The organism is Streptomyces sp. NPDC107521 (genome assembly GCF_055598485.1).
This window is the reverse complement of the sequence record NZ_JBVKAT010000001.1, coordinates 88000-108612: the sequence shown is the minus strand read 5'-3', so window position 1 is coordinate 108612 and position 20613 is coordinate 88000. Positions and strand designations below refer to the sequence as shown.

At 73.3% G+C, this 20613-nt stretch carries 14 protein-coding genes and 1 pseudogene; 6 read left to right on the top strand and 9 right to left on the bottom strand.

All coding sequences use genetic code 11. The features are described from left to right. Nucleotides 1-93 precede the first annotated feature (93 nt). Nucleotides 94-1488, top strand: a complete 1395-nt coding sequence (locus ACZ7LB_RS00435) for an MFS transporter (RefSeq protein WP_471465097.1) — start codon at nt 94-96, stop codon at nt 1486-1488. Between the two features lie 105 nt (nt 1489-1593). Here ACZ7LB_RS00435 and ACZ7LB_RS00430 read toward each other — a convergent pair whose 3' ends face one another. Together ACZ7LB_RS00430 and ACZ7LB_RS00425 are read right to left on the bottom strand one after the other, a co-directional pair. Continuing rightward, nucleotides 1594-5934, bottom strand: coding sequence for an HAD-IC family P-type ATPase (locus ACZ7LB_RS00430; protein WP_471465096.1), 4341 nt, complete (start codon nt 5932-5934; stop codon nt 1594-1596). 921 nt (nt 5935-6855) lie between these two features. Beyond that, nucleotides 6856-7653 carry a hypothetical protein gene (locus tag ACZ7LB_RS00425; protein ID WP_471464365.1) on the bottom strand — a complete coding sequence of 266 codons (798 nt, stop codon included), beginning with the start codon at nt 7651-7653 and terminating at the stop codon, nt 6856-6858. A 475-nt stretch (nt 7654-8128) separates the two neighbouring features. Between ACZ7LB_RS00425 and ACZ7LB_RS00420 the strand changes: the two genes are divergently transcribed. Further along, the gene (locus tag ACZ7LB_RS00420) at nt 8129-9211 is read left to right on the top strand and encodes a chitinase (RefSeq protein WP_471464363.1); all 1083 of its coding nucleotides are present in this window, start codon (nt 8129-8131) and stop codon (nt 9209-9211) included. 118 nt (nt 9212-9329) lie between these two features. On the opposite strand, the gene ACZ7LB_RS00415 is transcribed toward ACZ7LB_RS00420, so the two are convergent. The 5 genes from ACZ7LB_RS00415 to ACZ7LB_RS00395 form a co-directional block, all read right to left on the bottom strand. Next, entirely contained in the window at nt 9330-9866 is a 537-nt protein-coding gene (locus tag ACZ7LB_RS00415) for a hypothetical protein (protein ID WP_471464362.1), read from the bottom strand. A gap of 74 nt (nt 9867-9940) precedes the next feature. Beyond that, nucleotides 9941-11926, bottom strand: a complete 1986-nt coding sequence (locus ACZ7LB_RS00410) for a hypothetical protein (protein ID WP_471464361.1) — start codon at nt 11924-11926, stop codon at nt 9941-9943. Next, on the bottom strand, nt 11923-13092 hold the full coding sequence (locus ACZ7LB_RS00405) for a 5'-methylthioadenosine/S-adenosylhomocysteine nucleosidase family protein (protein WP_471464359.1): 1170 nt from the start codon (nt 13090-13092) through the stop codon (nt 11923-11925). Before ACZ7LB_RS00405 ends, ACZ7LB_RS00410 begins: the two co-directional genes overlap by 4 nt. Then, on the bottom strand, nt 13093-13824 hold the full coding sequence (locus ACZ7LB_RS00400; RefSeq protein WP_471464357.1) for an NUDIX hydrolase: 732 nt from the start codon (nt 13822-13824) through the stop codon (nt 13093-13095). A gap of 154 nt (nt 13825-13978) precedes the next feature. Next, nucleotides 13979-15361 (bottom strand): glycine--tRNA ligase, encoded by a 1383-nt coding sequence (locus ACZ7LB_RS00395; RefSeq protein WP_471464355.1) that lies wholly within the window; start codon nt 15359-15361, stop codon nt 13979-13981. Nucleotides 15362-15634: 273 nt separating this feature from the next. Between ACZ7LB_RS00395 and ACZ7LB_RS00390 the strand changes: the two genes are divergently transcribed. The 4 genes and pseudogenes from ACZ7LB_RS00390 (at nt 15635) to ACZ7LB_RS00375 (ending at nt 18852) form a co-directional block, all read left to right on the top strand. Continuing rightward, on the top strand, nt 15635-16588 hold the full coding sequence (locus tag ACZ7LB_RS00390) for a metal ABC transporter substrate-binding protein (protein WP_471464353.1): 954 nt from the start codon (nt 15635-15637) through the stop codon (nt 16586-16588). A gap of 50 nt (nt 16589-16638) precedes the next feature. Further along, complete coding sequence (locus ACZ7LB_RS00385) at nt 16639-17406, top strand: metal ABC transporter ATP-binding protein (protein ID WP_471464351.1); 768 nt, start codon at nt 16639-16641, stop codon at nt 17404-17406. Between the two features lie 10 nt (nt 17407-17416). Then, a pseudogene (locus ACZ7LB_RS00380) lies at nt 17417-18316 on the top strand (metal ABC transporter permease); the annotation flags it as partial. Between the two features lie 119 nt (nt 18317-18435). Continuing rightward, nucleotides 18436-18852 carry a Fur family transcriptional regulator gene (locus ACZ7LB_RS00375; protein ID WP_471464349.1) on the top strand — a complete coding sequence of 139 codons (417 nt, stop codon included), beginning with the start codon at nt 18436-18438 and terminating at the stop codon, nt 18850-18852. A 140-nt stretch (nt 18853-18992) separates the two neighbouring features. Here ACZ7LB_RS00375 and ACZ7LB_RS00370 read toward each other — a convergent pair whose 3' ends face one another. Both ACZ7LB_RS00370 and recO read right to left on the bottom strand, forming a co-directional pair. Continuing rightward, nucleotides 18993-19823 carry an isoprenyl transferase gene (locus tag ACZ7LB_RS00370; protein ID WP_471464347.1) on the bottom strand — a complete coding sequence of 277 codons (831 nt, stop codon included), beginning with the start codon at nt 19821-19823 and terminating at the stop codon, nt 18993-18995. Nucleotides 19824-19854: 31 nt separating this feature from the next. Then, entirely contained in the window at nt 19855-20601 is a 747-nt protein-coding gene (gene recO, locus ACZ7LB_RS00365; RefSeq protein ID WP_471464345.1) for a DNA repair protein RecO, read from the bottom strand. Between the last annotated feature and the right edge of the window lie 12 nt (nt 20602-20613).

Below are 20613 nucleotides of genomic sequence, written 5' to 3'. Positions count from 1 at the left end.
TAGTTAGCCGCACTATCGAAACATGCGTACGATGCACACGTGACCGACCCGCTCGGCCCTCGACGACGGACGCTCGTCCTGGCCATCTGCTGCATGAGCCTGCTGATCGTGAGCATCGACAACACGATCCTGAACGTCGCCCTGCCCTCCCTCCAGCGCGACCTGGACGCGAGCACGTCCGGGCTCCAGTGGACCATCGACGTCTACACGCTGGTCCTGGCCTCGCTGCTGATGCTGGCGGGCTCGACCGCCGACCGCATCGGCCGCAAGCGGGTCTTCATGACCGGGCTCGTCGTCTTCACCGCCGGTTCGCTGCTGTGCTCGCTGGCGACCGACCTGTCCTCGCTGGTCGTCTTCCGGGGCGTGCAGGCGGTGGGCGGTTCCATGCTCAACCCGGTCGCCATGTCGATCATCACCAACACCTTCACCGATCCGCGCGAGCGGGCCCGCGCCATCGGGCTGTGGGCTTCCGTGGTCGGCCTGTCCATGGCCGCCGGTCCGCTGGTCGGCGGCCTGCTGGTGGACTCGGTGGGCTGGCGTGCGGTGTTCTGGGTCAACGTCCCGGTGGGGCTGGTGGCCCTGCTGCTCACCCTGCTGTTCGTGCCGGAGTCCCGGGCCGCCCACGCCCGCCGCCCCGACCCGGTGGGCCAGTCGCTGGTCATCCTGCTGTTCGGCGCCCTGACGTACGCGATCATCGAGGTGCCCTCCGCCGGGTTCCTCGCGGTGCTGCCCTTCGGCGCGCTCGCGCTGGCCGCGCTGCTGGGGCTGCTGGTGTACGAGCCCCGGCGCGCCGAACCCCTGATCGACCTGCGCTTCTTCCGCTCGGCGCCGTTCAGCGGGGCGACCGTCATCGCCGTGGGCGCGTTCGCCTCGCTCGGCGGGTTCCTGTTCCTGTCCACGCTGTACCTGCAGAACGTGCGGGGGCTGAGCGCCCTGCACGCGGGCCTCTGGATGCTGCCGATGGCGGTGCCGGTGTTCCTGTGCGCGCCGCTGTCCGGGCGGCTGGTCGGGGCGCGCGGTCCCCGGCCCCCGCTGCTGATCGCGGGCGTCGCGATGACCGCCAGCGCGCTGCTGTTCGCCGCCTTCGGGGCGGAGCGCTCCGACGCCGGGCTCCTCCTCGGCTACGCCCTGTTCGGGATCGGCTTCGGCTTCGTCAACGCGCCCATCACCAACACCGCCGTCTCCGGGATGCCCCGCTCCCAGGCCGGGGTGGCCGCCGCCATCGCCTCCACCAGCAGGCAGCTCGGGCAGACCCTCGGTGTCGCGGTGGTCGGGGCGGTCCTGGCGGCGGGGGTGGGCGCGTCGGCGTTCCGCGACACGTTCGTCGCCGCCGCGCGCCCCGGCTGGTGGGTGCTGACCGGCTGCGGGCTGACCGTGCTGGTCCTGGGCGCCCTGACCACGGGCCGCTGGGCCCGCCGCACCGCGGAGGACACCGCCGTGCGCCTGGCGTCCCCGTCGGCCCGGGAGGCGGCGCGGACCGGCGCCTGAGCCGTACGGACCCGCCGCGGTGGTCCGCGGTGTCCTCCGCGGGGCGGTCGGCCAGGTGGACGGCGGGGCGTCCGGGCCAGGTGGACGGCGGGGCGGTCGGCGGGATCAGACCGCGGGGCGCGGGAGGTGGCGGGCCAGCCGGGGCCAGTACGCCGTCACCGCCTCCTCGACCCGGGGCAGGGCCCGCTGCCCGGCCAGGGCCAGGGCGATGGCGGCGGCCACCCCCGTCCAGGCGACCGGGCCGAGCGGGGTGCAGCCGAACAGCGCGCTGACGCCGGGCGTCTGGACCAGCGCGACCAGCACGGCGGCCGACCCCACCGAGGTGAACCGCACCAGGCGGCTGTCCCGGCGGTCGGTGAGGGTCTGGGCGAGCTGGGTGCCGACCACCGCGCACAGCGCCATGGTCGTGGAGCGGCGGGCGGTGCCCGGGGTGAGGCGGCCGAGGAGCCAGGCGGCGGTGGCCCCGAGGGCGGTGGTCATGGCCCGGTGCCGGATCTGCCGGAGCAGGGGCGCGCCCAGCACCGCGGTGCCCAGCGGGGCGCCCGCGGCGGCGTCCTCCCGCTCGGGGTCGCCGGTGGGCGTGACCGCCACCGCCATCGCCGGGAACAGGTCGGTGAACAGGTTGACCAGGAGCATCTGCCGGGTGGACAGCGGGGCGGCGCCGCCGAGGACGGTGCCGAGGATGCCGAAGCCGACCTCGCCCGCGTTGCCGCCGATCAGGATGGCGATGGCGTCCGCGACGCTGTGCCAGAGGGCGCGGCCCTCGCGCACCGCCTCCACCAGGACCAGCAGGTCGTCGCCGGTGACGACGAGGTCGGCGGCGTTGCGGGCGGCGGCCGAGCCGCGGGCCGTGATGCCGACGCCGATGTCGGCGGCGCGGATCGCGGCGGCGTCGTTGGCGCCGTCGCCGACCATGCCGACGACCCGGCCCGCGTCCCGCAGCGACTCGACGACCTGGAGCTTCTGCTCGGGCGCCACCCGGGCGACGACATCGGCGTCGCGCAGCATCCGGGAACGGGCCGAGCGGTCGGCGGCGGCCAGTTCGTCGCCGGTGACGACGACGGCGTCCTCGGGCCAGCCCAGTCCGGCGGCGATGGCGCGGGCGGTCTGCGGATGGTCGCCGGTGAGCACCACGGGCCGCACGCCCGCCTCGCGCAGCCCGCGCACCAGCGCCGGGGAGGTCTCCCGGGCCACGTCGGACAGGGCCAGCAGGCCGGTGAACTCCAGCCCGGACAGCGGGCGTTCGAGCACCTCACCGGGCCGTTCGCCGGCGGCGAGGGGGCGCCGGGCGACCGCGATGATGCGCAGTCCGCCCCGGGCCAGCTCGTGCGCCGCCCCGGTGGCGGCGCCGGGCGGCGCGGCGCAGGCGGGCAGCACCGTCTCGGGGGCGCCCTTGACCACCAGGACCGGTGCCCCGTCACCGTCCCGGCCGACGGCGGCGGCGTAGCCCCGGGAGGTCTCGAAGGGCAGCCCCTCCTCCTGCGTCCAGCCCGGGTCGTCCCCGGCGGCGGTGAGGACGGCCTCGTCGGTGGAGTGGACGGGGCGCTCGCCGTCGCCGTCGAGCCGGGGGCAGGCGCGGGCGGCGACCCGCACCGTCCCGGCGGCGCCGGGGTCCCCGGCGGGGCGGATGGTGCCGTCGGGCCCGGCGACACGGGTCAGCCGCAGCCGGTTCTCGGTGAGGGTGCCGGTCTTGTCGAAGCAGATGGTGTCCATCCGGCCCAGCGCCTCCAGGGTGCGCGGGGCACGGACGAGGACGCCCCGGCGGCTGAGCCTGCGGGCCGCCGCCAGTTGCGCCACGGTCGCCACCAGCGGCAGCCCCTCGGGCACGGCGGCCACGGCCACGGAGACCCCGCCGGCCACGGCCTGCCGGAGCGGAGTGCCGCGCAGCAGCGACAGCCCGGTCACGGCGGCGCCCCCGGCCAGCGTCAGCGGCAGCGCCTTGCGGGTGAGTTCCTGGAGCCGGGCCTGCACGCCCGCCGCGGCCGGGGTGCGCGCGGCCAGGGCGACCGCGCGGGCGGCCTCGGTGTGCTCCCCGGTGTCGACGACGACGGCGCGGGCGCGTCCGGCCACCACCGTGGTGCCCTCGAAGACCATGCAGTGCCGCTCCGCCACGGGCGCCTCCGGCGCCGGGTCGACGCACTTGTCCACCGGGAGGGACTCGCCGGTCAGCGCGGACTCGTCGACCTCCAGACCGTCCTCCCAGAGCAGCCGGGCGTCGGCGGGGACCACGTCGTCGGCCTGCAGCTCGATCACCTGGCCGGGGCGCAACTGGTCGGCGTCCACGATGCGGGGGCCGGGGGTGGCGGGGGCGCCGGTACCGGGTTCGCCGGGGGCCGGGGCGGCGGTGCCCGTGCCGGTGCGGGCGGTGGCGCGGTCGGGGCCGCGGGTCGCGGCGGACTCCGGGTGCCGTCCGGACGAGGGGCCGGACGGGCCCCGCGCCGGGCCGGTCGCCGGACGGGTGCCCGAACCGGTCTCCGGGCCGGCGGACGGGGGGCCGCCGGCCGGGGTGCCGGGCCGTTCAGCGGAGTTCCCGGAGGCGGGTCCGGGCACCGGTCCCGCCTCCGCCGTCAGGCGGGCCTTCTGCTGCTGCCCCGCCAGCAGTCCGGACAGGGCGCGTTCGGCGCGCAGCCGCTGGAAGCCGCCGACCAGGGCGTTGAGATCGAGGGCGCCGATGACCAGGGCCGCGTCGACGACCGAGCCGAGGATGGCGGAGGCCGCCGAGCCGACGGCCAGGACGGGGGTGAGCGGATCGTCCAGTTCCCCCCGCACCGCCTCCGCCAGCTGCCAGCTCCAGCGCAGCGGCTCCAGGGCCCTGATCCGCCCCACCCGTCCGGCCAGCGCCCGCGCGCGGGCCAGGGCCGCCTCGACGGCGGTGGGCACCGGCTCGCCCTCCCGCGCCAGCCGCTCCCGTACGGCACCGGGCTCCAGCGCGTGCCAGGCCACCCGGGGCCGGGGGCGCGGCGCGCGGGCCACCACCACGCCGAGGGCGGCGCGCGTCCCGGAGTACAGGGCCACCGCGGCGCTCACGTCGACGGGCGCGTGCCGCAGTCCGAGCAGCGCCGAGGGACCGCGCCTGCTGCGCGCCTGACCGACCGCCACCAGCAGCCCGGACAGCGCGGCGCCGGACCGGGCGAGCGTCTGGGACCGGCGCCCGACCGCCCGCGCCGCCGGCACCGCGCGCAGCAGCCGCCACACGTCCGCCGGGCCGCCGGGCGCCAGCACGTCCGCGCCCCAGGCCACCGGGCAGTCCCCGTCGGCGAGCGCGACGGCCACGTCGGCGGCGTGCAGTCCGGCCACCACGTCCGGTCCGTCGCCGGGCCCGGGCCGGACGACGGCGACGACGCCGCCCTCCTCCCGCAGTTCGGCCACCACGTCCGGCAGGGGCCGCCCGGCGGGGACGACCTGGTCGGCGAGGCCGGTGAAGTCGGCCAGCGCCGGGTCCTCGACCATCACCACCCGCAGTCCGGCGCGCCGGGCCGCGTCCAGGACGTCCTCCGTCCACGGGTCCGCCCCGGCGCCGGGGGTCCGCAGCGCGCTCGGGTGCAGGACGACGGTGCGGGCCATCTCCAACTGCCGCAGCCGCTCGGGGTCGCGCACCAGGACGCCGGTGCGGGACAGGGCGGCGCACAGCACGGCGTTGAAGGCGGCGGGCCCGTACCGCGCGGCCTTGGGCGAACCGGCGAGCAGCGCCTCGGCCGCCTCCCTCACGTCGTGCTTGACCAGCAGGGTCGCGGCGGCGCCCGCCACGCTTCCGGCGGAGGCGTGGGCGGCGTAGTCCTGGGCGGGCGAGGTGCGCAGCGGGGGGCGGGCCGAGGGGGCCGGGGGCAGGCTGCCGCGGCCGGGCACGCACAGGTCGTCGTGGACCGCCTCGAAGGCGGCCGTGCGGGTCACGGCCTCGGCGAGCTGGCAGACCCGCAGGCCCCCGTCCAGGACCAGCGAGGCCGGGCTCTGCCCGGCGCCGTGGGCGGCCGCGTTGGCGACCGCGAGCAGCACGTCCATCCGGTGGTAGCCGATCCGGTCGCGCAGCAGGCCGCGGAAGGCCGGGTTCTCGCGCAGCAGCGTCGTCACGGCGGTCACCAGGCGCGGTGAGGCGGGCAGCCGCAGCCGGGCGGCGGTGACGGCGTAGGCGACGCCGAGGACGTCGGCGCCGAGCGCGGCGGCGGCCACGCGCACCGGGGCCGGGTCGCCGGGGTGACTGGTCTCCTCGGCCCCGGGGTCGAGGCGGATCAGCCCGTGCTGTGCGGCGAGGTCGGTGGCCCGGTCCAGGGCGCGGTCGGTCAGGGTGTCCTCGGTGGCGGTCACGACGAGCCGGGCGAGGCCGTGATCCCAGTAGGCGAGGGCCACGTCGGGGTGCTCGGCCAGCGCCTCGGCGACCCGCCGCGCGGCCCGCTCGACACGGACGCGCTCGGCGTGGGTGGCGGGGGGCCGCCCCCCGGGGACGGCGATCCCCTCCGGGGCCGGGGCGGCGGCCCCCTCCGGAGCAACGCCCTTTTCCAGAGGGGCTGTTCCCTCGCGGGATCCCTCCGGGACGGCGGTTCCCCGGCGGACGGGGGCTCCCCGGCGGACGGCGACACGTTCGGGGGCGGGGGTCCGCGCCGGAGCAACACCCCCTCCCCGGAAGGCCGTTCCCTCGCGGGAGCCCTCCGGAGCGAGGGCTCCCCGACGGACGGAAGCACGACCGGAGACGGAGGGCGACGCCGGAGCAACACCCCCTCCCGGGAGAGCCGTTCCCTCGCGGGAGCCCTCCCGAGCGGGGGCTCCCCGACGGACGGGAGCGTGCTCCGGGAGTGCGGCTCCTTCCGGCGCGGCAGCCCCTTCCTCAATGTCGGCGCCCTCCGGGACAGTGGTCCCGGGAGCGGTGGTCCCCTCCGGGACACCGACACCCCTGGTGAGAGAGGTCCCCTCAGAAGCGCCGGCCCCCTCCGGGGCGGTGGTCCCCTCGGAGATCCCGCCTCCTTCCGGAGCGGTCGTCCCTTCCCGGGCGGTGTCCTCCTCCCGGGCCGCGGTCCCCCCGGGAGCCCTCGTCCCGTCCGGGGCGCTGCCTCCCTCGCGGGCGGCGTCCCCCTCCCGAACCGGGGCTCCCCCGGGGGTGCCGGTGCCCTCCGGGGCCAGCGTCAGCGCCAGATGGGCTCGGGGGCCCGCGCGCCATTCCCGGGCGCCGCCGGGCAGCGCGGCACGGGTGGCGCGGGCCGCTCGCGCGGCGAACTCGGCGCCGCGCACCCCGGCCCGGGCACCGCCCGCGACCGCGCCCGCGGCGGCCCCGACGGCGGGCGCGGTGCCGCGGACGAGCAGACGGGGTCCGGCCAGGACGAACCCGGCGACGGCGTCCTGGGAGCGCGTCAGCAGTCCACCCACCATCGCCGCGGCTCAGCCCGCCTTCCGGGTGCGTCCGCCGCCCGCCGCCGACGACGTGCGGCCGGTGGCGCGACCGGTGGACCGGCTGCCGGAGGCGGTCTTCTTCGCCGGGGTGGCACGGGTGCCGGTGGACCGGGCGGGGGCGGTACGGGCGGCGGTGGCGCGCTTGGCGGCGCCCTTGGCCGGGGTGGTGCGCGAGGCGGTCTTGCGCGCGGTCGTCTTGCGTGCGGTCGTCTTGCGCGCCGCGGTCTTCCGGGTGGCGCCCTCGTGCGCGGCGCTCTTCCCGGCGGCGCTCGCGGCCGTTTCTCCGGCCGAAGTCCCCTTGCCCGCCCCGCTCTTCGACGCCGCGCCCTTCTCCCCCGCGCCCGGGGGCACCGTACTCCCGGACGCCGTGCTCCCGGACGCGGCGCCCGTCGCGCTCCCGGCGGCCGAACGTCTCGTGGCGGTGCGCTTCGTGGCCCGCCCGGTCCCCTTCGCCGCGCGCCGCGCGCCCTCCGCACCGCCCGTCCGCCGCCCGGCGGCCGAGCCGCCGTCCGCGCCGTCGGCGTCCCGGCCCCGGCGGGACTGGGTCAGCCAGGCCACCGCCGCCCCGGTGACCGCCACCGGCCACTCCACCACCCCGGCGACGCCCAGCACCCCGGCCCCGGTGTACACGACCACGCGGCGGGCGCGCGGGGACACGGCTCCGATCCGGTCCAGCGCCGCCTCGGTGGCCCTGCCGACGGTGCCCGCGCCGGGCACCTTCCCCAACACCGACGCCGCCGCGTGCCACGGTCGCGGGAGGGTCCGCGCCGACTTCTGCTCAGCCATGACTGTCCGTCCTCGCCCTGTCCGACCGCGGGCACCTGATGGAGACCCGGAACCTCACTCTCCGCATTGCCCCGGGTTCCCGCACTTCGGAGGGTCACCCGGTGGCCTCTCCCCGCGTGCGGCGGCGGTGGCCGGGCCGGCTCCGCAGGTTCCCGGCGGGGCGGTCCGGAGACGGCACGGAGGGCCGTCCGCACCCCGAACAGTGGCCGAATCCGCAGGTCGGAGGGGTCGGGCGGAGAGCCGGGCGGGCTCGGCGGCGCGACCGGCCGGGGCGCGGGGGACCGTCCGGCGGCCGACGGGCCGAACTGCTCCGGTCGGGCGACGCGGGGTCCCGCCCGGCACGGCCGCCCGGAGCCCCGGCCCCCCGCGGCGATTCCTGAAACTCTTGACGAATGGTCTGGACCAGAGCATTGTCATGCCTGCGCCATGTCATGCCCGCGCCGCCCCCCACCTTCCCCCCACAGGAGGCACCCGCATGTTCCGTCGCAGACTCCGCCTGTTCGCCGCCGCGCTGGCGGCCGCCGTCATCACCCCCCTGGCGATCACCTCCGCGTCCGCAGCCCCCGCCGCCCCCACGGCTCCGGGCTCCGCCGCCGCGGCCGACACCTGCGCGGTGAAGTCGAAGCCCGCCGGCAAGGTCCTCCAGGGCTACTGGGAGAACTGGGACGGCGCCAAGAACGGCGTGCACCCGCCCTTCGGCTGGACCCCGATCAACGACTCCCGCTTCCTGCAGCACGGCTACAACGTGGTCAACGCCGCGTTCCCGGTGATCCTCTCCGACGGCACCGCGCTGTGGGAGGACGGGATGGACCAGAACGTCAAGGTCGCCACCCCCGCCGAGATGTGCGCCGCGAAGGACGCCGGGCAGACCATCCTGCTCTCCATCGGCGGCGCCGCGGCCGGCATCGACCTCAACTCGACCGCCGTGGCGGACCGGTTCGTCGACACCATCGTGCCGATCCTGAAGAAGTACAACTTCGACGGCATCGACATCGACATCGAGACCGGCCTGGTGGCCGGTGGCAGCATCAGCACGCTGTCCTCCTCGCAGTCCAACCTGATCCGCATCATCGACGGCATCCTCGCGAAGATGCCCTCGAACTTCGGCCTCACCATGGCCCCCGAGACCGCCTACGTCACCGGCGGCAGCATCGTGTACGGCTCGATCTGGGGCGCCTACCTGCCCATCGTCAAGAAATACGCGGACAACGGCCGCCTGTGGTGGCTGAACATGCAGTACTACAACGGCGCCATGTACGGCTGCTCCGGCGACTCCTACTCGGCCGGCACCGTCCAGGGCTTCACCGCTCAGACCGACTGCCTGAACAAGGGCCTGGTCATCCAGGGCACCACCATCAAGGTGCCCTACGACAAGCAGGTCCCGGGCCTGCCCGCCCAGGCCGGCGCCGGCGGCGGCTACATGAGCCCCTCCCTGGTCTCCCAGGCCTACAGCCGCTACGGCTCCAGCCTCAAGGGCCTGATGACCTGGTCGATGAACTGGGACGGCTCGCGGAACTGGACCTTCGGCGACAACGTCAAGGCCCTCCAGGGCCGCTGACCCCGGCCCCGCCACACGCCCCACCCGCGCCCACCGCCGCCCCGCCGGCCGGTGGGCGCTGCCTTCGGCCCCCGGCCGGGCCCACCGACGGGATCTCCCGGAAGCCGTCTCCTTCGTCCTAGCTCTCGGCGTAGTGCACGAGCTGCCACCCCAGTACCCCGAGGGCGAGCGTCTCCGCAATGGAGACGACCAGCAGCAAGGGGTGCATGCCATCAGAGGTCCAGAACCCGATGACGCAGATCAGAGGCAGACCTGTGTAGGTCACCGAGTCGACGACGGTCTGCAGGCGCTTGCGTGTGGAACGGCCGGCGTCGCGCCGGTGGTACTCCTCCCACCCGAACACCGTGTCCCGGGTCGTGCCACTCAGCTCGGCGAGCCGGGGCCCCAGCCGGTCCCGGATGTAGCGCCCGATCGCGGAGATCTTCTCGTCGTTGACCAGATAGGTCCATCCCAGGATCAGGCAGATCACGGGAACGGCGAGCAGGGCGGGGCTGTCACCGTTCTGGACGGCGATCGCAAGGATCGCGGTGGAAGCGGCCAACGTGGCGTAGATCAGGTTGTCACGGAAGCCGATGCGAGCCTTCTGCTCCTCCTTAATACGGTCGTACTCTGCCAGTAACAGCCCGCCTTCGGTGACTTCCTCCGTGGCCTGCACGGCCTCTCCTTCCGATATGTCCCAGCCGGAACCGGACCTGCGCAGGCCGGTCGGGCCCCGGCGGTTCTGAAGCCTCAGTGATCGGCGCCGAACGGTGGCTGGTCCTCGGGCGTGTTCCGTTTCAGCCAGACTTTGCCGTCCGCCGCGATTCCCTCCAGCAGGCGGAAGGTATGGCTGAAGCCGGCTGCCCTGAGGTTGATCTCGGAGAGAGCCTGGGCGTTCTCGTCCGGTGCCAGTTCATGCGTATCGGCGTCCTTGACCCGGATGCTCCTGGACGGCCCATTGGAGAGGAACAGTTCCAGGTCGTATCCGGTGTCGGCCCGGTCGGTGACGTGTACGGAGGAGAGCGCGTCGAAGCGGTAGTTGATCCGCTCTTCGTTCGCGCTCTGGCCATGGGTGAAGTCGAGTTCAACGCTGATCTCCCGCACACCGTCCCACGTGATCAGGAAGAGACGAAGGCTGTATCGCGAGTAGCGCCAGGGACCACCTCGTTCGCGCCCCCGACTCGAGGACCGCGCGGGCGTCAGCAGGATGGTGTGGGCGATGATGCTGTCCCAGGTGAGCCGATGGTGGCGGAGCGCATCATCGATGAACAGGGTCTTGTCGCACGTGAGCCAGTTCTCCATCTCCTCCTCACTGGGACGTGTGGTGTCCAGGAATTCCTTCCAGCTCCGGTACGCGGCCTGCCGATCCGCCAGGTGCTCCTGGTACTCCGCCATCTCGTCGACGACTCGCCGCTTCTCACTGCACGCACGCAGCCATAGCAACGCCGCCGCGCGTCCGGACCACGTCGCACCTGCCAGAACGGCGATCCCCAGCAGCACGACGGGCGGTTCGACGGCCATGGCCATGGTGGCGATCAGTGCTACGGCCGTGGCTCCCAGGACCACGAGCGCGGCCACACACTGGGCCTTGGCCGTCACTGGTGTCCGATACCGTTGATGGTGGTCGAACAGAGTGCCGTTGTTGTACCGGTCCCGGGCGTCCTGGGCCAGGTGCCGGATCAGCCAGTTGACCCGGTCCACTCCAATCCGGCTCTCACGGTAGAGAAAGGCGACCTCTCCGATGAGGCTGTTGCGCAGCCCGTCCGTGTGGGACCTCCACTGGTGCGGGTCGAGCCCGGCGGGCACACGGACGCTGAAGTAGTGGTCGAAGGAGTGGCGGACGCGCTTGGTGAACCCGTCCTCCTCGACGGCGTACCCCCTCCACGCCGCGTACTGGTAGGCGCTGTTCCTTTCCCTCAGCCGGTGCTCCAGGTACCACCACCGCAGACCCGAACGTCCCGCGACGAGACCGGCTCCCAGCCCTGTCAGCAGTTCGACAATCGCCGCACCGGGCGACGCCACCAACGCGGAAACCCAGAGGAAGACGGCGGCGGCGCCGGACAGACCCGCCCGGACGGCGAGATTCAACGACTCCCCGGAAGCGGTGTTCGCCCGGGGCGGCAGAGCCCGTGGACCGATGGGCTCGGGCTCGAAGTAGGCCCAGACCCGTCCGGCGCGGTGGCCGTCAAAGCGCATGGACATCGCGGTGTCACAGGTCTCCGCCCACAGGCCGGCCTTCATGCGCCCGGTGAGGACGAGATCGAGGTGGTGGAGGATCGGAACGCGCTGTGCGTCCGGCAGTTCACGCAGCCGCTTGAGCACAGTCCTGACTTCGCCGTCGGTGTCGCCGGAGGTGCCCAGCAGGTCGAAGATGACGTACAGAGCGGTCTTCCACTCGCCGTCGGCATAGTCCTGCGCCCGATCCGAGACCTCGTGCAGTTGCTGGTTCTCCTCGGCGCTGAGGTCCCGGCGGGCACGCTTGCTGAGCATGGCGAGCACGAGGTGGAAGCGGGTCTCCGCGGTGTCGTGCCCGTGGGCGATCGCGTCCTCGATCATCTGGCAGGCACGGCCGGGTACGCCGTTCAGCAGGAACTGCAGGCCCACCGCATACTTCTCCTCAGGAGAAGCCTCCGGATGGACGAAGTTCACGGTCGAGTTGTGCACGACCCCGGCCATGATGCCGACGTTGGAGTGGTCGGCGGTCGCCTGGTGCGTGAAGTCGGCGAAGTCCGTCACTTTAATCCACCCGCTGCCGTGATCAGCGGCGCCAGGGCCAACGCCAGTTCCACGTCGTCCGCGATCAGCCCCCGCAGTCTCCTGAGTGCCATGACGGTCTTCTTCGGCGAGTCGGGCGTCCGGCTCCTCGCGGCCCGGACGGCGATGTCCCAGTCCGCCAGTGCCTCCTGGTAGGTGTCGGTGTCCAGGGCCCGGCTGTCATGCCGCTCTCTCAGCCTCACTCCGAAGCCTTCCAGTTCCGCGACAAGGTCACGTGGACGGAACGGCTGCGGAGCCGCGTTCATGTGGACATGGCTCCCATGCACCGACCCCGCCATGATTCCCACGGCACTGGAATGGGCCGTGTTCCGGATGTGTCCACTCACTCTGCCGCCTCTGCTTCCGTCGTCCTGGCCGTCGTGGGATTCGGCGGACCGCATCTGCTCTCCGATCAGTTCCGTGGCAAGCCGAAGGGCGAAGGCCGCGGCGTTCGCCGCTGCCCGCGGCTGCCAGTTATGGTCCTTGGCGCTGCTCTTCGTCCCGTCCGCCCGGTCGCTGATGCCGCGGATGATGGCCACCGGCGACCCGTTGAGGTGTCCGGCCTGCGCCACACCTGCGGCCTCCATCTCGATCGCCAGCGCGTCGTTGTAGTGCTGTCTGATCCACCGGGCCTCGGCCGAGACCCGCGAGTTCTGGACGATCTCGCCGGCAGCAACGGCCCCGAAGTGCACCCGCGGCGCGTTTCCGCCGCCGCGGGCGATGTCACTCCAGTTCTTCGTACGGGCGAGATGGGCGGCGAGTTGACTGATGCCGTGCTCCGCCTCCCAGACCCGGGGGCGTGCCTTGAGTCCGCTGTCCTCGCTCGTTCCCCCGTGGTAGGCGTACACATGAGTGGCCATCACCACATCACCCAGCCGGGTGGTGCCCCACAGGGCTCCGGCGACGCCAACGAACATCACGGCCAGCGGTGAGAACTCCTGGATCGCGCGCTCCGCCAGCACTGCAGCGGAATGGTTCCCCTTGCTCGTCAGACCGACGGCCACGCGATGCGATGTGCCCCGCACGGTCCCCACCTCGAACCGCGTACCACTTCCGTGGCGGTGCAACTGCGGCCCGTCCAGATTCCGGCGCACGGCCTCGTACTCGAGATTGAGGGCGGTGAGCACCACCACCAGGTCCTTCGGCATCTACTCCCCTTCGCCTTCCGTCATCGGCGGCACGGTCCGGACGAGCGGCGGGGACAGCAGCGTTCTCGGTCCGGCACGAAACAGCCGCGCGGGCCGGCCTCCCGTGGACCTGTGCTCCGACTCGGCCGGAACGATGAACCCCTTCACCGCCTGGACCTTCCGGTAGAAGTTCCGGGTGTCGAGTGCGGTGCCCCAGACCGCCTCGTACACCTGCTGCAGCTCACTGATGGTGAACAGGTCTCCGCAGAACGCCGTGGCGAGTGCCGAGAACTCCAGCTTCGTACGGGCGCGTTCGACGCCGTCCGCCACGATCCGGTGGTGATCGAACGCCAGATTCACCTGGCCGGACAGGATGGTGTCCACGGGGATCCACGAGGCGTTCCTGGCGTCCGTGCCCGCGACCGGCTCAGGAAGTCCCGGGGCGATGGCCAGATGAGCCACGGAGACGATCCGTCCCCGTGGATCGCGGCCCGGGTCACCGTAGACGGCCAACTGCTCCAGATGCAGCGGCCCCCCGTCCAGCGCGGTCTCCTCGGCCAGCTCACGATGTGCGGCGTCCAGGATCGCTTCGCCCTCATGGCCCAGGAATCCTCCAGGCAGCGCCGACATGCCCCGGAACGGATCCTCGCCCCGTTCCACGAGCAGGACGCACAGCCGCCCCTCACGCAGCGTGAGAATCACCAGGTCAACAGTGAGCAGAACAGTTGGCGGTGACCATACGTCATCTTCCATGCCCCTCAAGGTAGTTGATTTCTGTCAGATAGACAATAAGAGAGGCCAAGGCGCCGATGGGATCCAGCACCTCGACCACGCACCAAAAGAACCCCTGGGGCCCCGCTCGGTGTGCGAGCGGGGCCCCAGGGGTTGGTGGTGCGGAGGAGGAGGGTCAGCAGCCGATCAGGCGGGAGGCCAGGTAGCCCTCGATCTGGTCCAGCGACACGCGCTCCTGCTTCATCGAGTCGCGCTCGCGCACCGTCACCGCGTTGTCCTCAAGGGTGTCGAAGTCGACGGTGACGCAGTACGGCGTGCCGATCTCGTCCTGGCGGCGGTAGCGGCGGCCGATGGCACCGGCGTCGTCGAAGTCGATGTTCCAGTGCTGGCGCAGCGCCTGCGCGAGGCCCTTGGCCTTGGGCGACAGGTCCGCGTTGCGGGACAGCGGCAGCACCGCGACCTTCACCGGGGACAGCCGCGGGTCGAGGCGCAGCACGGTGCGCTTCTCCATCTTGCCCTTGGCGTTGGGCGCCTCGTCCTCGATGAAGGCGTCCAGCAGGAAGGCGAGCATCGCGCGCCCGACACCGGCCGCCGGCTCGATGACGAACGGCGTCCAGCGCTCGCCGGCCTCCTGGTCGTAGTAGGAGAGGTCCTGGCCGGAGGCCTTGGCGTGCGAGGAGAGGTCGTAGTCGGTGCGGTTGGCGACGCCCTCCAGCTCACCCCACTCGCTGCCGCCGAACTGGAAGCGGTACTCGATGTCGGCGGTGCGCTTGGAGTAGTGGGAGAGCTTCTCCGCCGGGTGCTCGTACCAGCGCATGTTCTCCTCGCGCAGGCCCAGGCCGGTGTACCAGTTCCAGCGCTGCTCCATCCAGTACTCCTGCCACTTCTCGTCCTCGCCCGGCTTGACGAAGAACTCCATCTCCATCTGCTCGAACTCGCGGGTGCGGAAGATGAAGTTGCCGGGCGTGATCTCGTTGCGGAAGGACTTGCCCATCTGGGCGATGCCGAACGGCGGCTTGCGGCGCGAAGTGGTCTGCACCTGGGCGAAGTTGGTGAAGATGCCCTGCGCGGTCTCGGGCCGCAGGTACGCGACGGAGCCGGTGTCCTGGGTCGGGCCGAGGTGGGTGGAGAGCAGCCCGGAGAACTGCTTGGGCTCGGTGAACTGGCCCTTGTTGCCGCAGTTGGGGCAGTTGATGTCGGCCAGGCCGTTCTCGGGGGCGCGGCCCTTCTTCTCCTCGTACGCCTCCTCCAGGTGGTCCGCGCGGAACCTCTTGTGGCAGGCGGTGCATTCGGTCAGCGGGTCGGAGAAGGTGGCGACGTGACCGGACGCCACCCACACCTCGGGGGCGAGGATCACGGACGAGTCGATACCCACCACGTCCTCGCGGGAGGTGACCATGTAGCGCCACCACTGGCGCTTGAGGTTCTCCTTGAGCTCGACACCCAGCGGACCGTAGTCCCAGGCGGCACGCTGGCCGCCGTAGATCTCACTACAGGGGAAAACGAAGCCACGGCGCTTGCTCAGGCTGACGATGGTGTCGATCTTGTCGGCGGCCACGGTGCTCTCTTCATTACGACGACGGGCGACGAAGCGAGATTGCTTCCAGCGAATGCCCCAGGTTACCGGCGTGGGACACCCCCCGGCCAAATCGGGGGCCCCGCCGGGGTCCCGGCACACCCCGGCACCTCCCCGGCACCGCCACCGCCCGGCTCCGGCGCGGCCCCCGGCCCGCTCCGGACCGCCTCCCCGGCCGCCTCCATGGGCACCTCCCGGGCCACCCGTGCGGATGCTTGTTGACAACGGTTTCCAAAATCATTGAAAATGACTGTCATGAACGTACGACGACGCCGCATATCCGGCATAGCAGTCGCCGTGGCCGCAGCACTCGGCCTCGGCACCCTCTCCGCCTGCGCCGGCGACGACACCGGGGCGGGCGGTACGGACCGGTTCGACGTCGTCGCGTCGTTCTACCCCATGGCCTTCCTCGCGGAGCGCATAGGCGGTGACCACGTCAGCGTCACCAGCCTCACCCAGCCCGGCCAGGAGCCGCACGACCTGGAGGTCAGCGCCAGGCAGCGGGCCCGGCTGGAGGACGCGGACGCCGCCCTCCACCTCAAGGGCCTGCAGCCCGCCGTCGACGAGGCGATATCCCAGTCCGGCATCGCCACGAAGATCGACGCCGCCTCCCTGACCACCCTCGTGGACGCCCACCACGACGACGACGGCCACGGCGACGAGGACCACGACGGCCACGACCACGGCGGCACGGACCCCCACCTCTGGCTCGACCCGGTCCGCTACGCCGAGGTCGCCGAGGGTGTCGGCCGGGCCTTCGAGAAGGCCGACCCCGGCCACGCCGCCGACTACCGGAAGAACACCGCCGCCCTGGTGAAGCGGCTCGGCGAGCTGGACACCCGCTTCGAGACCGGCCTGAGGAACACCAGGACCAAGGTCTTCATCACCACCCACGCCGCCTTCGGCTACCTCGCCGACCGCTACGGACTGACCGAGCGGGCCATCAGCGGGCTCAGCCCCGAGGCCGAGCCCAGCGCCGCCCGCGTCCGCGACCTCCAGCGGACCGCGAAGGCCGACGGCGTCACCACCGTCTTCCACGAGACGCTGGTCAGCGACCGGACCGCGCGGACCCTCGCCCGGGACGCCGGGCTGCGCACCGACGTCCTCGACCCCATCGAGGGGATCACCGAGCACTCCCGCGGCGACGACTACCTCCAGGTCATGGAGTCCAACCTCACCGCGCTCCAGAAGGCCCTGGGCGCCGCATGAGCACACCGCGCGACGACTCCGCCACACGTCCCGACGACCGGGGAGCGGTCATGAACGAACCCGTCGTCGCCCTGCGCGGCGCCCGCGCCGACCGGGGCTCCCGTCCCGTGCTGCGCGGCATCGACCTGACCGTGCGGCGCGGCGAGGTCGTCGCCCTGCTCGGCGCCAACGGCTCCGGCAAGTCCACCGCGGTGCGCGCGCTCATCGGCCAGCTCCCCCTCACCGACGGCACGGTCGAGCTGTTCGGCACGCCCCTGCCGCGCTTCCGCGACTGGGCCCGGGTCGGCTACGTCCCCCAGCGCACCACCGCCGCGGGCGGCGTCCCGGCGACGGTGACCGAGGTCGTCTCCTCCGGCCGCCTCTCCCGCACCCGCTTCGGGCTGTTCCGCCGGGCCGACCGCGAGGCCGTCCGCCGGGCCCTGGAGCTGGTCGGCATGGCGGACCGCGCCGGGGACCCGGTGGACGCCCTGTCCGGGGGCCAGCACCAGCGGGTGCTGATCGCCCGCGCCCTCGCCGCCGGACCCGAACTGCTGATCATGGACGAGCCGATGGCGGGCGTCGACCTGGCCAGCCAGGAGGTGCTGGCGGCCACGCTGCGGCAACAGGTCGCCGCGGGCGCCACCGTCCTGCTGGTCCTGCACGAACTGGGCCCCCTGGAACCGCTGATCGACCGCGCGGTGGTGCTCCGCGACGGCTGCGTCCTGCACGACGGCCCGCCCCCGAAGGCCGTGGGCCAGCACGCGCTGCCGGGCCACGACCACGTGCACCCGCACGCCCCGGAGGGCGCCGAACCCCTCCGCACCGGACTGCTGAGCTGACGAGGCCCCCATGGAAATCCTGAACTACGCCTTCATGCAGCGGGCGCTGCTCGCCGCCGTGCTGGTCGGCGTCACCGCCCCCGCCGTCGGCATCTACCTGGTCCAGCGCCGCCAGGCCCTGATGGGCGACGGCATCGGCCACGTGGCGATGACCGGCGTCGGCCTCGGCTTCCTGCTCTCCTGGTCCCCGGTGTGGACGGCGGCCCTGGTCTCCGTCCTCGGCGCCGTCCTGATGGAGCTGATCCGCTGGTACGGCCGCACCCGCGGCGACATCGCCCTCGCGATGCTCTTCTACGGCGGCATGGCCGGCGGCGTGATGTTCATCAACCTCGCCCCGACCGGCTCCAACGCCAGCCTCACCTCGTACCTGTTCGGCTCCCTGTCCACGGTGTCCGAGTCCGACGTCACGGCGATCTGCCTGCTGGCCGCCTTCGTGGTGCTGGTCACCGTCGGACTGCGCCGCCAGCTCTTCGCGGTCAGCCAGGACGAGGAGTTCGCCCGGGTCACGGGGCTTCCGGTGCGGGCGCTGAACCTGCTCACGGCGGTCACCGCCGCCGTGACGGTGACGGTGGCCATGCGCGTGGTGGGGCTGCTGCTGGTCTCCGCGCTGATGGTGGTGCCGGTGGCCGCCGCGCAGCAGCTCGGCCGCAGCTTCGCGGCCACCTTCGCGGCCGCCGTCGCGATCGGGGTCGCGGTGACCCTCGGGGGCACCGTCACCTCGTACTACCAGGACGTTCCGCCCGGCGCGACGATCGTGCTGCTGACCATCGGCGCCTTCCTCGTGCTCACCGCGCTGGCCGCCCCGCTGGCCCGGCGGCGCGCGCGGGCCGCCGCCGCGGCCGGGCCCGCCGCCGACCCCGCGGAGTGCGTGATCCCGGCGGGCCGGACGCCTTCCGACGGGGCCGGTGTCCCGGCCGCCGGGGCCCCCGCGCGGACGGCCCCGGGGGGCGACCCGGTCGGCGGGCCCTGACTCCGGCGGGCCCGGCTGGCACAATGGGCCAGCCAAGCCACAGACTGAGGAGGAATCCGGTGACGACCGCTGGACCGCCCGTGAGAGGCCGCGCCACCCGGCAGCGGGCCGCTGTGTCGGCAGCACTCCAGGAGGCCGAGGAGTTCCGCAGCGCCCAAGAGCTGCACGACATGCTCAAGCACAAGGGCGACTCCGTCGGGCTCACCACGGTCTACCGCACCCTGCAGTCCCTCGCCGACGCCGGTGAGGTGGACGTCCTGCGCACCGCCGACGGCGAGGCCGTCTACCGCCGGTGCTCCACCGGCGACCACCACCACCATCTGGTGTGCCGCACCTGCGGCAAGGCCGTCGAGGTGGAGGGGCCGGCGGTGGAGAAGTGGGCCGAGAGCGTGGCCGCCGACCACGGCTACGTCAACGTGGCGCACACCCTGGAGATCTTCGGCACCTGCGCGGACTGCGCGAAGGCCGACGGCTGACGACCGGCGGCCGCCGCCGGACCGGGCGGCGGCTGACGGAACGGACGACGGGCCGGGGCACCAGGGGTGTCCCGGCCCGTCCGCGCGATCCGGCCCGACCGGGCCGTCCGTCCGCACGGCCCGGCGGGCGCGGGCGCGCCCTATTCGGCGCGGCCCTCCATCGCGAGCAGCTCCTCGTTGGGGATCGCCCCGCCGAACCGCCGGTCCCGGGAGGCGAACTCCAGGCAGGCCCGCCACAGGTCGCGCCGGTCGAAGTCCGGCCACAGCACGTCCTGGAACACCATCTCGGCGTAGGCGCTCTGCCACAGCAGGTAGTTGGAGGTGCGCTGCTCGCCGCTCGGCCGCAGGAACAGGTCCACGTCCGGCATGTCCGGGTAGTAGAGGTACTGGGCGAGGGTCTTCTCGCTGACCTTCGCCGGGTCGAGCCGCCCGGCCCGCACCTCCTCCGCGATGGCCTTCGCCGCGTCCGCGATCTCCGCCCGGCCGCCGTAGTTCATGCAGAAGTACAGCGTCAGCAGGTCGTTGTCCCGGGTCTGCTCCTGTGCGACCTGGAGCTCCTTGGCGACCGACTTCCACAGCCGCGGCATCCGCCCCACCCAGCGCACCCGCACGCCCAGTCCGTCCAGGGTGTCGCGGGACTTGCGGATGAAGTCGCGGTTGAAGTTCATCAGGAAGCGGACCTCCTCCGGGGAGCGCTTCCAGTTCTCGGTGGAGAAGGCGTACAGGGAGATGTTGCGCACACCGATCTCGATGGCGCCCTGGAGCACGTCCACCACGCGCTCGGCGCCGACCTTGTGCCCCTCGGTGCGGGGCAGTCCGCGCTCCTTGGCCCAGCGGCCGTTCCCGTCCATGACGATCGCCACGTGCTGCGGCACCAGCTCACCGAGGCCCGGGGGCCGCGCGCCGGACGGGTGGGGTTCGGGTGCCCGGTACTCGCGGCGCTGCCGCCCCAGAATCCCGCGTACGGACATGTGTCTCTCGTCTCCTCGGTGTCTTCCCGGTCTACTTCTCGACGTAGCGCAGCGAGCGCAGACCGCGTTCCAGGTGCCAGTGCAGATACGCGGACACCAGTCCGCTCCCCTCCCGCACGTACCGCGGCTCGCACGCGTCGGCCGTCGCCCAGTCCCCCGTGAGCAGCGCCCCGAGCAGGACCAGGGCCTGCGGCGAGGGTACGACGCTGCCGGGCACCCGGCAGTCGGCGCACACGGAGCCGCCGGAGCCGACCGAGAAGAACCGGTTGGGGCCGGGCAGTCCGCACCGGGCGCAGTCCCCGAAGGTCGGCGCGTACCCGTTCACCGCGAGCGAGCGCAGCAGGAACGCGTCCAGCACCAGGCCCGGCGCGTGCTCGCCCCGGGCCAGCGTCCGCAGCGCGCCCACCAGCAGCAGGTACTGCTGCACCGCCGGCTCGCCCTCGTGGTCGGTGAACCGCTCGGCGGTCTCCAGCATGGCGGTGCCCGCGGTGTAGCGGGTGTAGTCCGTCGCGATGGTCCCGCCGTACGGCGCGATGGTCTCGCTCTGCGTGCACAGCGGCAGCCCGCGCCCGACCAGTTCGCTCCCCCGCGCGAAGAACTGCACGTCCACGTGGGAGAAGGGCTCCAGCCGCGCGCCGAACTTCGACTTGGTGCGGCGCACTCCCCGGGCCACGGCGCGCACGCGTCCGTGACCGCGGGTGAGCAGGGTGATGATCCGGTCCGCCTCACCCAGCTTCTGGGTGCGCAGCACGATGCCGTCGTCGCGGAACAGACTCATGGCGTCCATTCT

Excerpts from the sequence above, each read along its gene's own strand:
- ACZ7LB_RS00435 (WP_471465097.1), top strand. The coding sequence starts at position 94 with ATGAGCCTGCTGATCGTGAGCATCGACAACACGATCCTGAACGTCGCC.
- ACZ7LB_RS00425 (WP_471464365.1), bottom strand. The coding sequence starts at position 7,653 with ATGGCTGAGCAGAAGTCGGCGCGGACCCTCCCGCGACCGTGGCACGCG.
- ACZ7LB_RS00420 (WP_471464363.1), top strand. The coding sequence starts at position 8,129 with ATGTTCCGTCGCAGACTCCGCCTGTTCGCCGCCGCGCTGGCGGCCGCC.
- ACZ7LB_RS00405 (WP_471464359.1), bottom strand. The coding sequence starts at position 13,092 with ATGCCGAAGGACCTGGTGGTGGTGCTCACCGCCCTCAATCTCGAGTAC.
- ACZ7LB_RS00400 (WP_471464357.1), bottom strand. The coding sequence starts at position 13,824 with ATGGAAGATGACGTATGGTCACCGCCAACTGTTCTGCTCACTGTTGAC.
- ACZ7LB_RS00390 (WP_471464353.1), top strand. The coding sequence starts at position 15,635 with ATGAACGTACGACGACGCCGCATATCCGGCATAGCAGTCGCCGTGGCC.
- ACZ7LB_RS00385 (WP_471464351.1), top strand. The coding sequence starts at position 16,639 with ATGAACGAACCCGTCGTCGCCCTGCGCGGCGCCCGCGCCGACCGGGGC.
- ACZ7LB_RS00370 (WP_471464347.1), bottom strand. The coding sequence starts at position 19,823 with ATGTCCGTACGCGGGATTCTGGGGCGGCAGCGCCGCGAGTACCGGGCA.
- recO (WP_471464345.1), bottom strand. The coding sequence starts at position 20,601 with ATGAGTCTGTTCCGCGACGACGGCATCGTGCTGCGCACCCAGAAGCTG.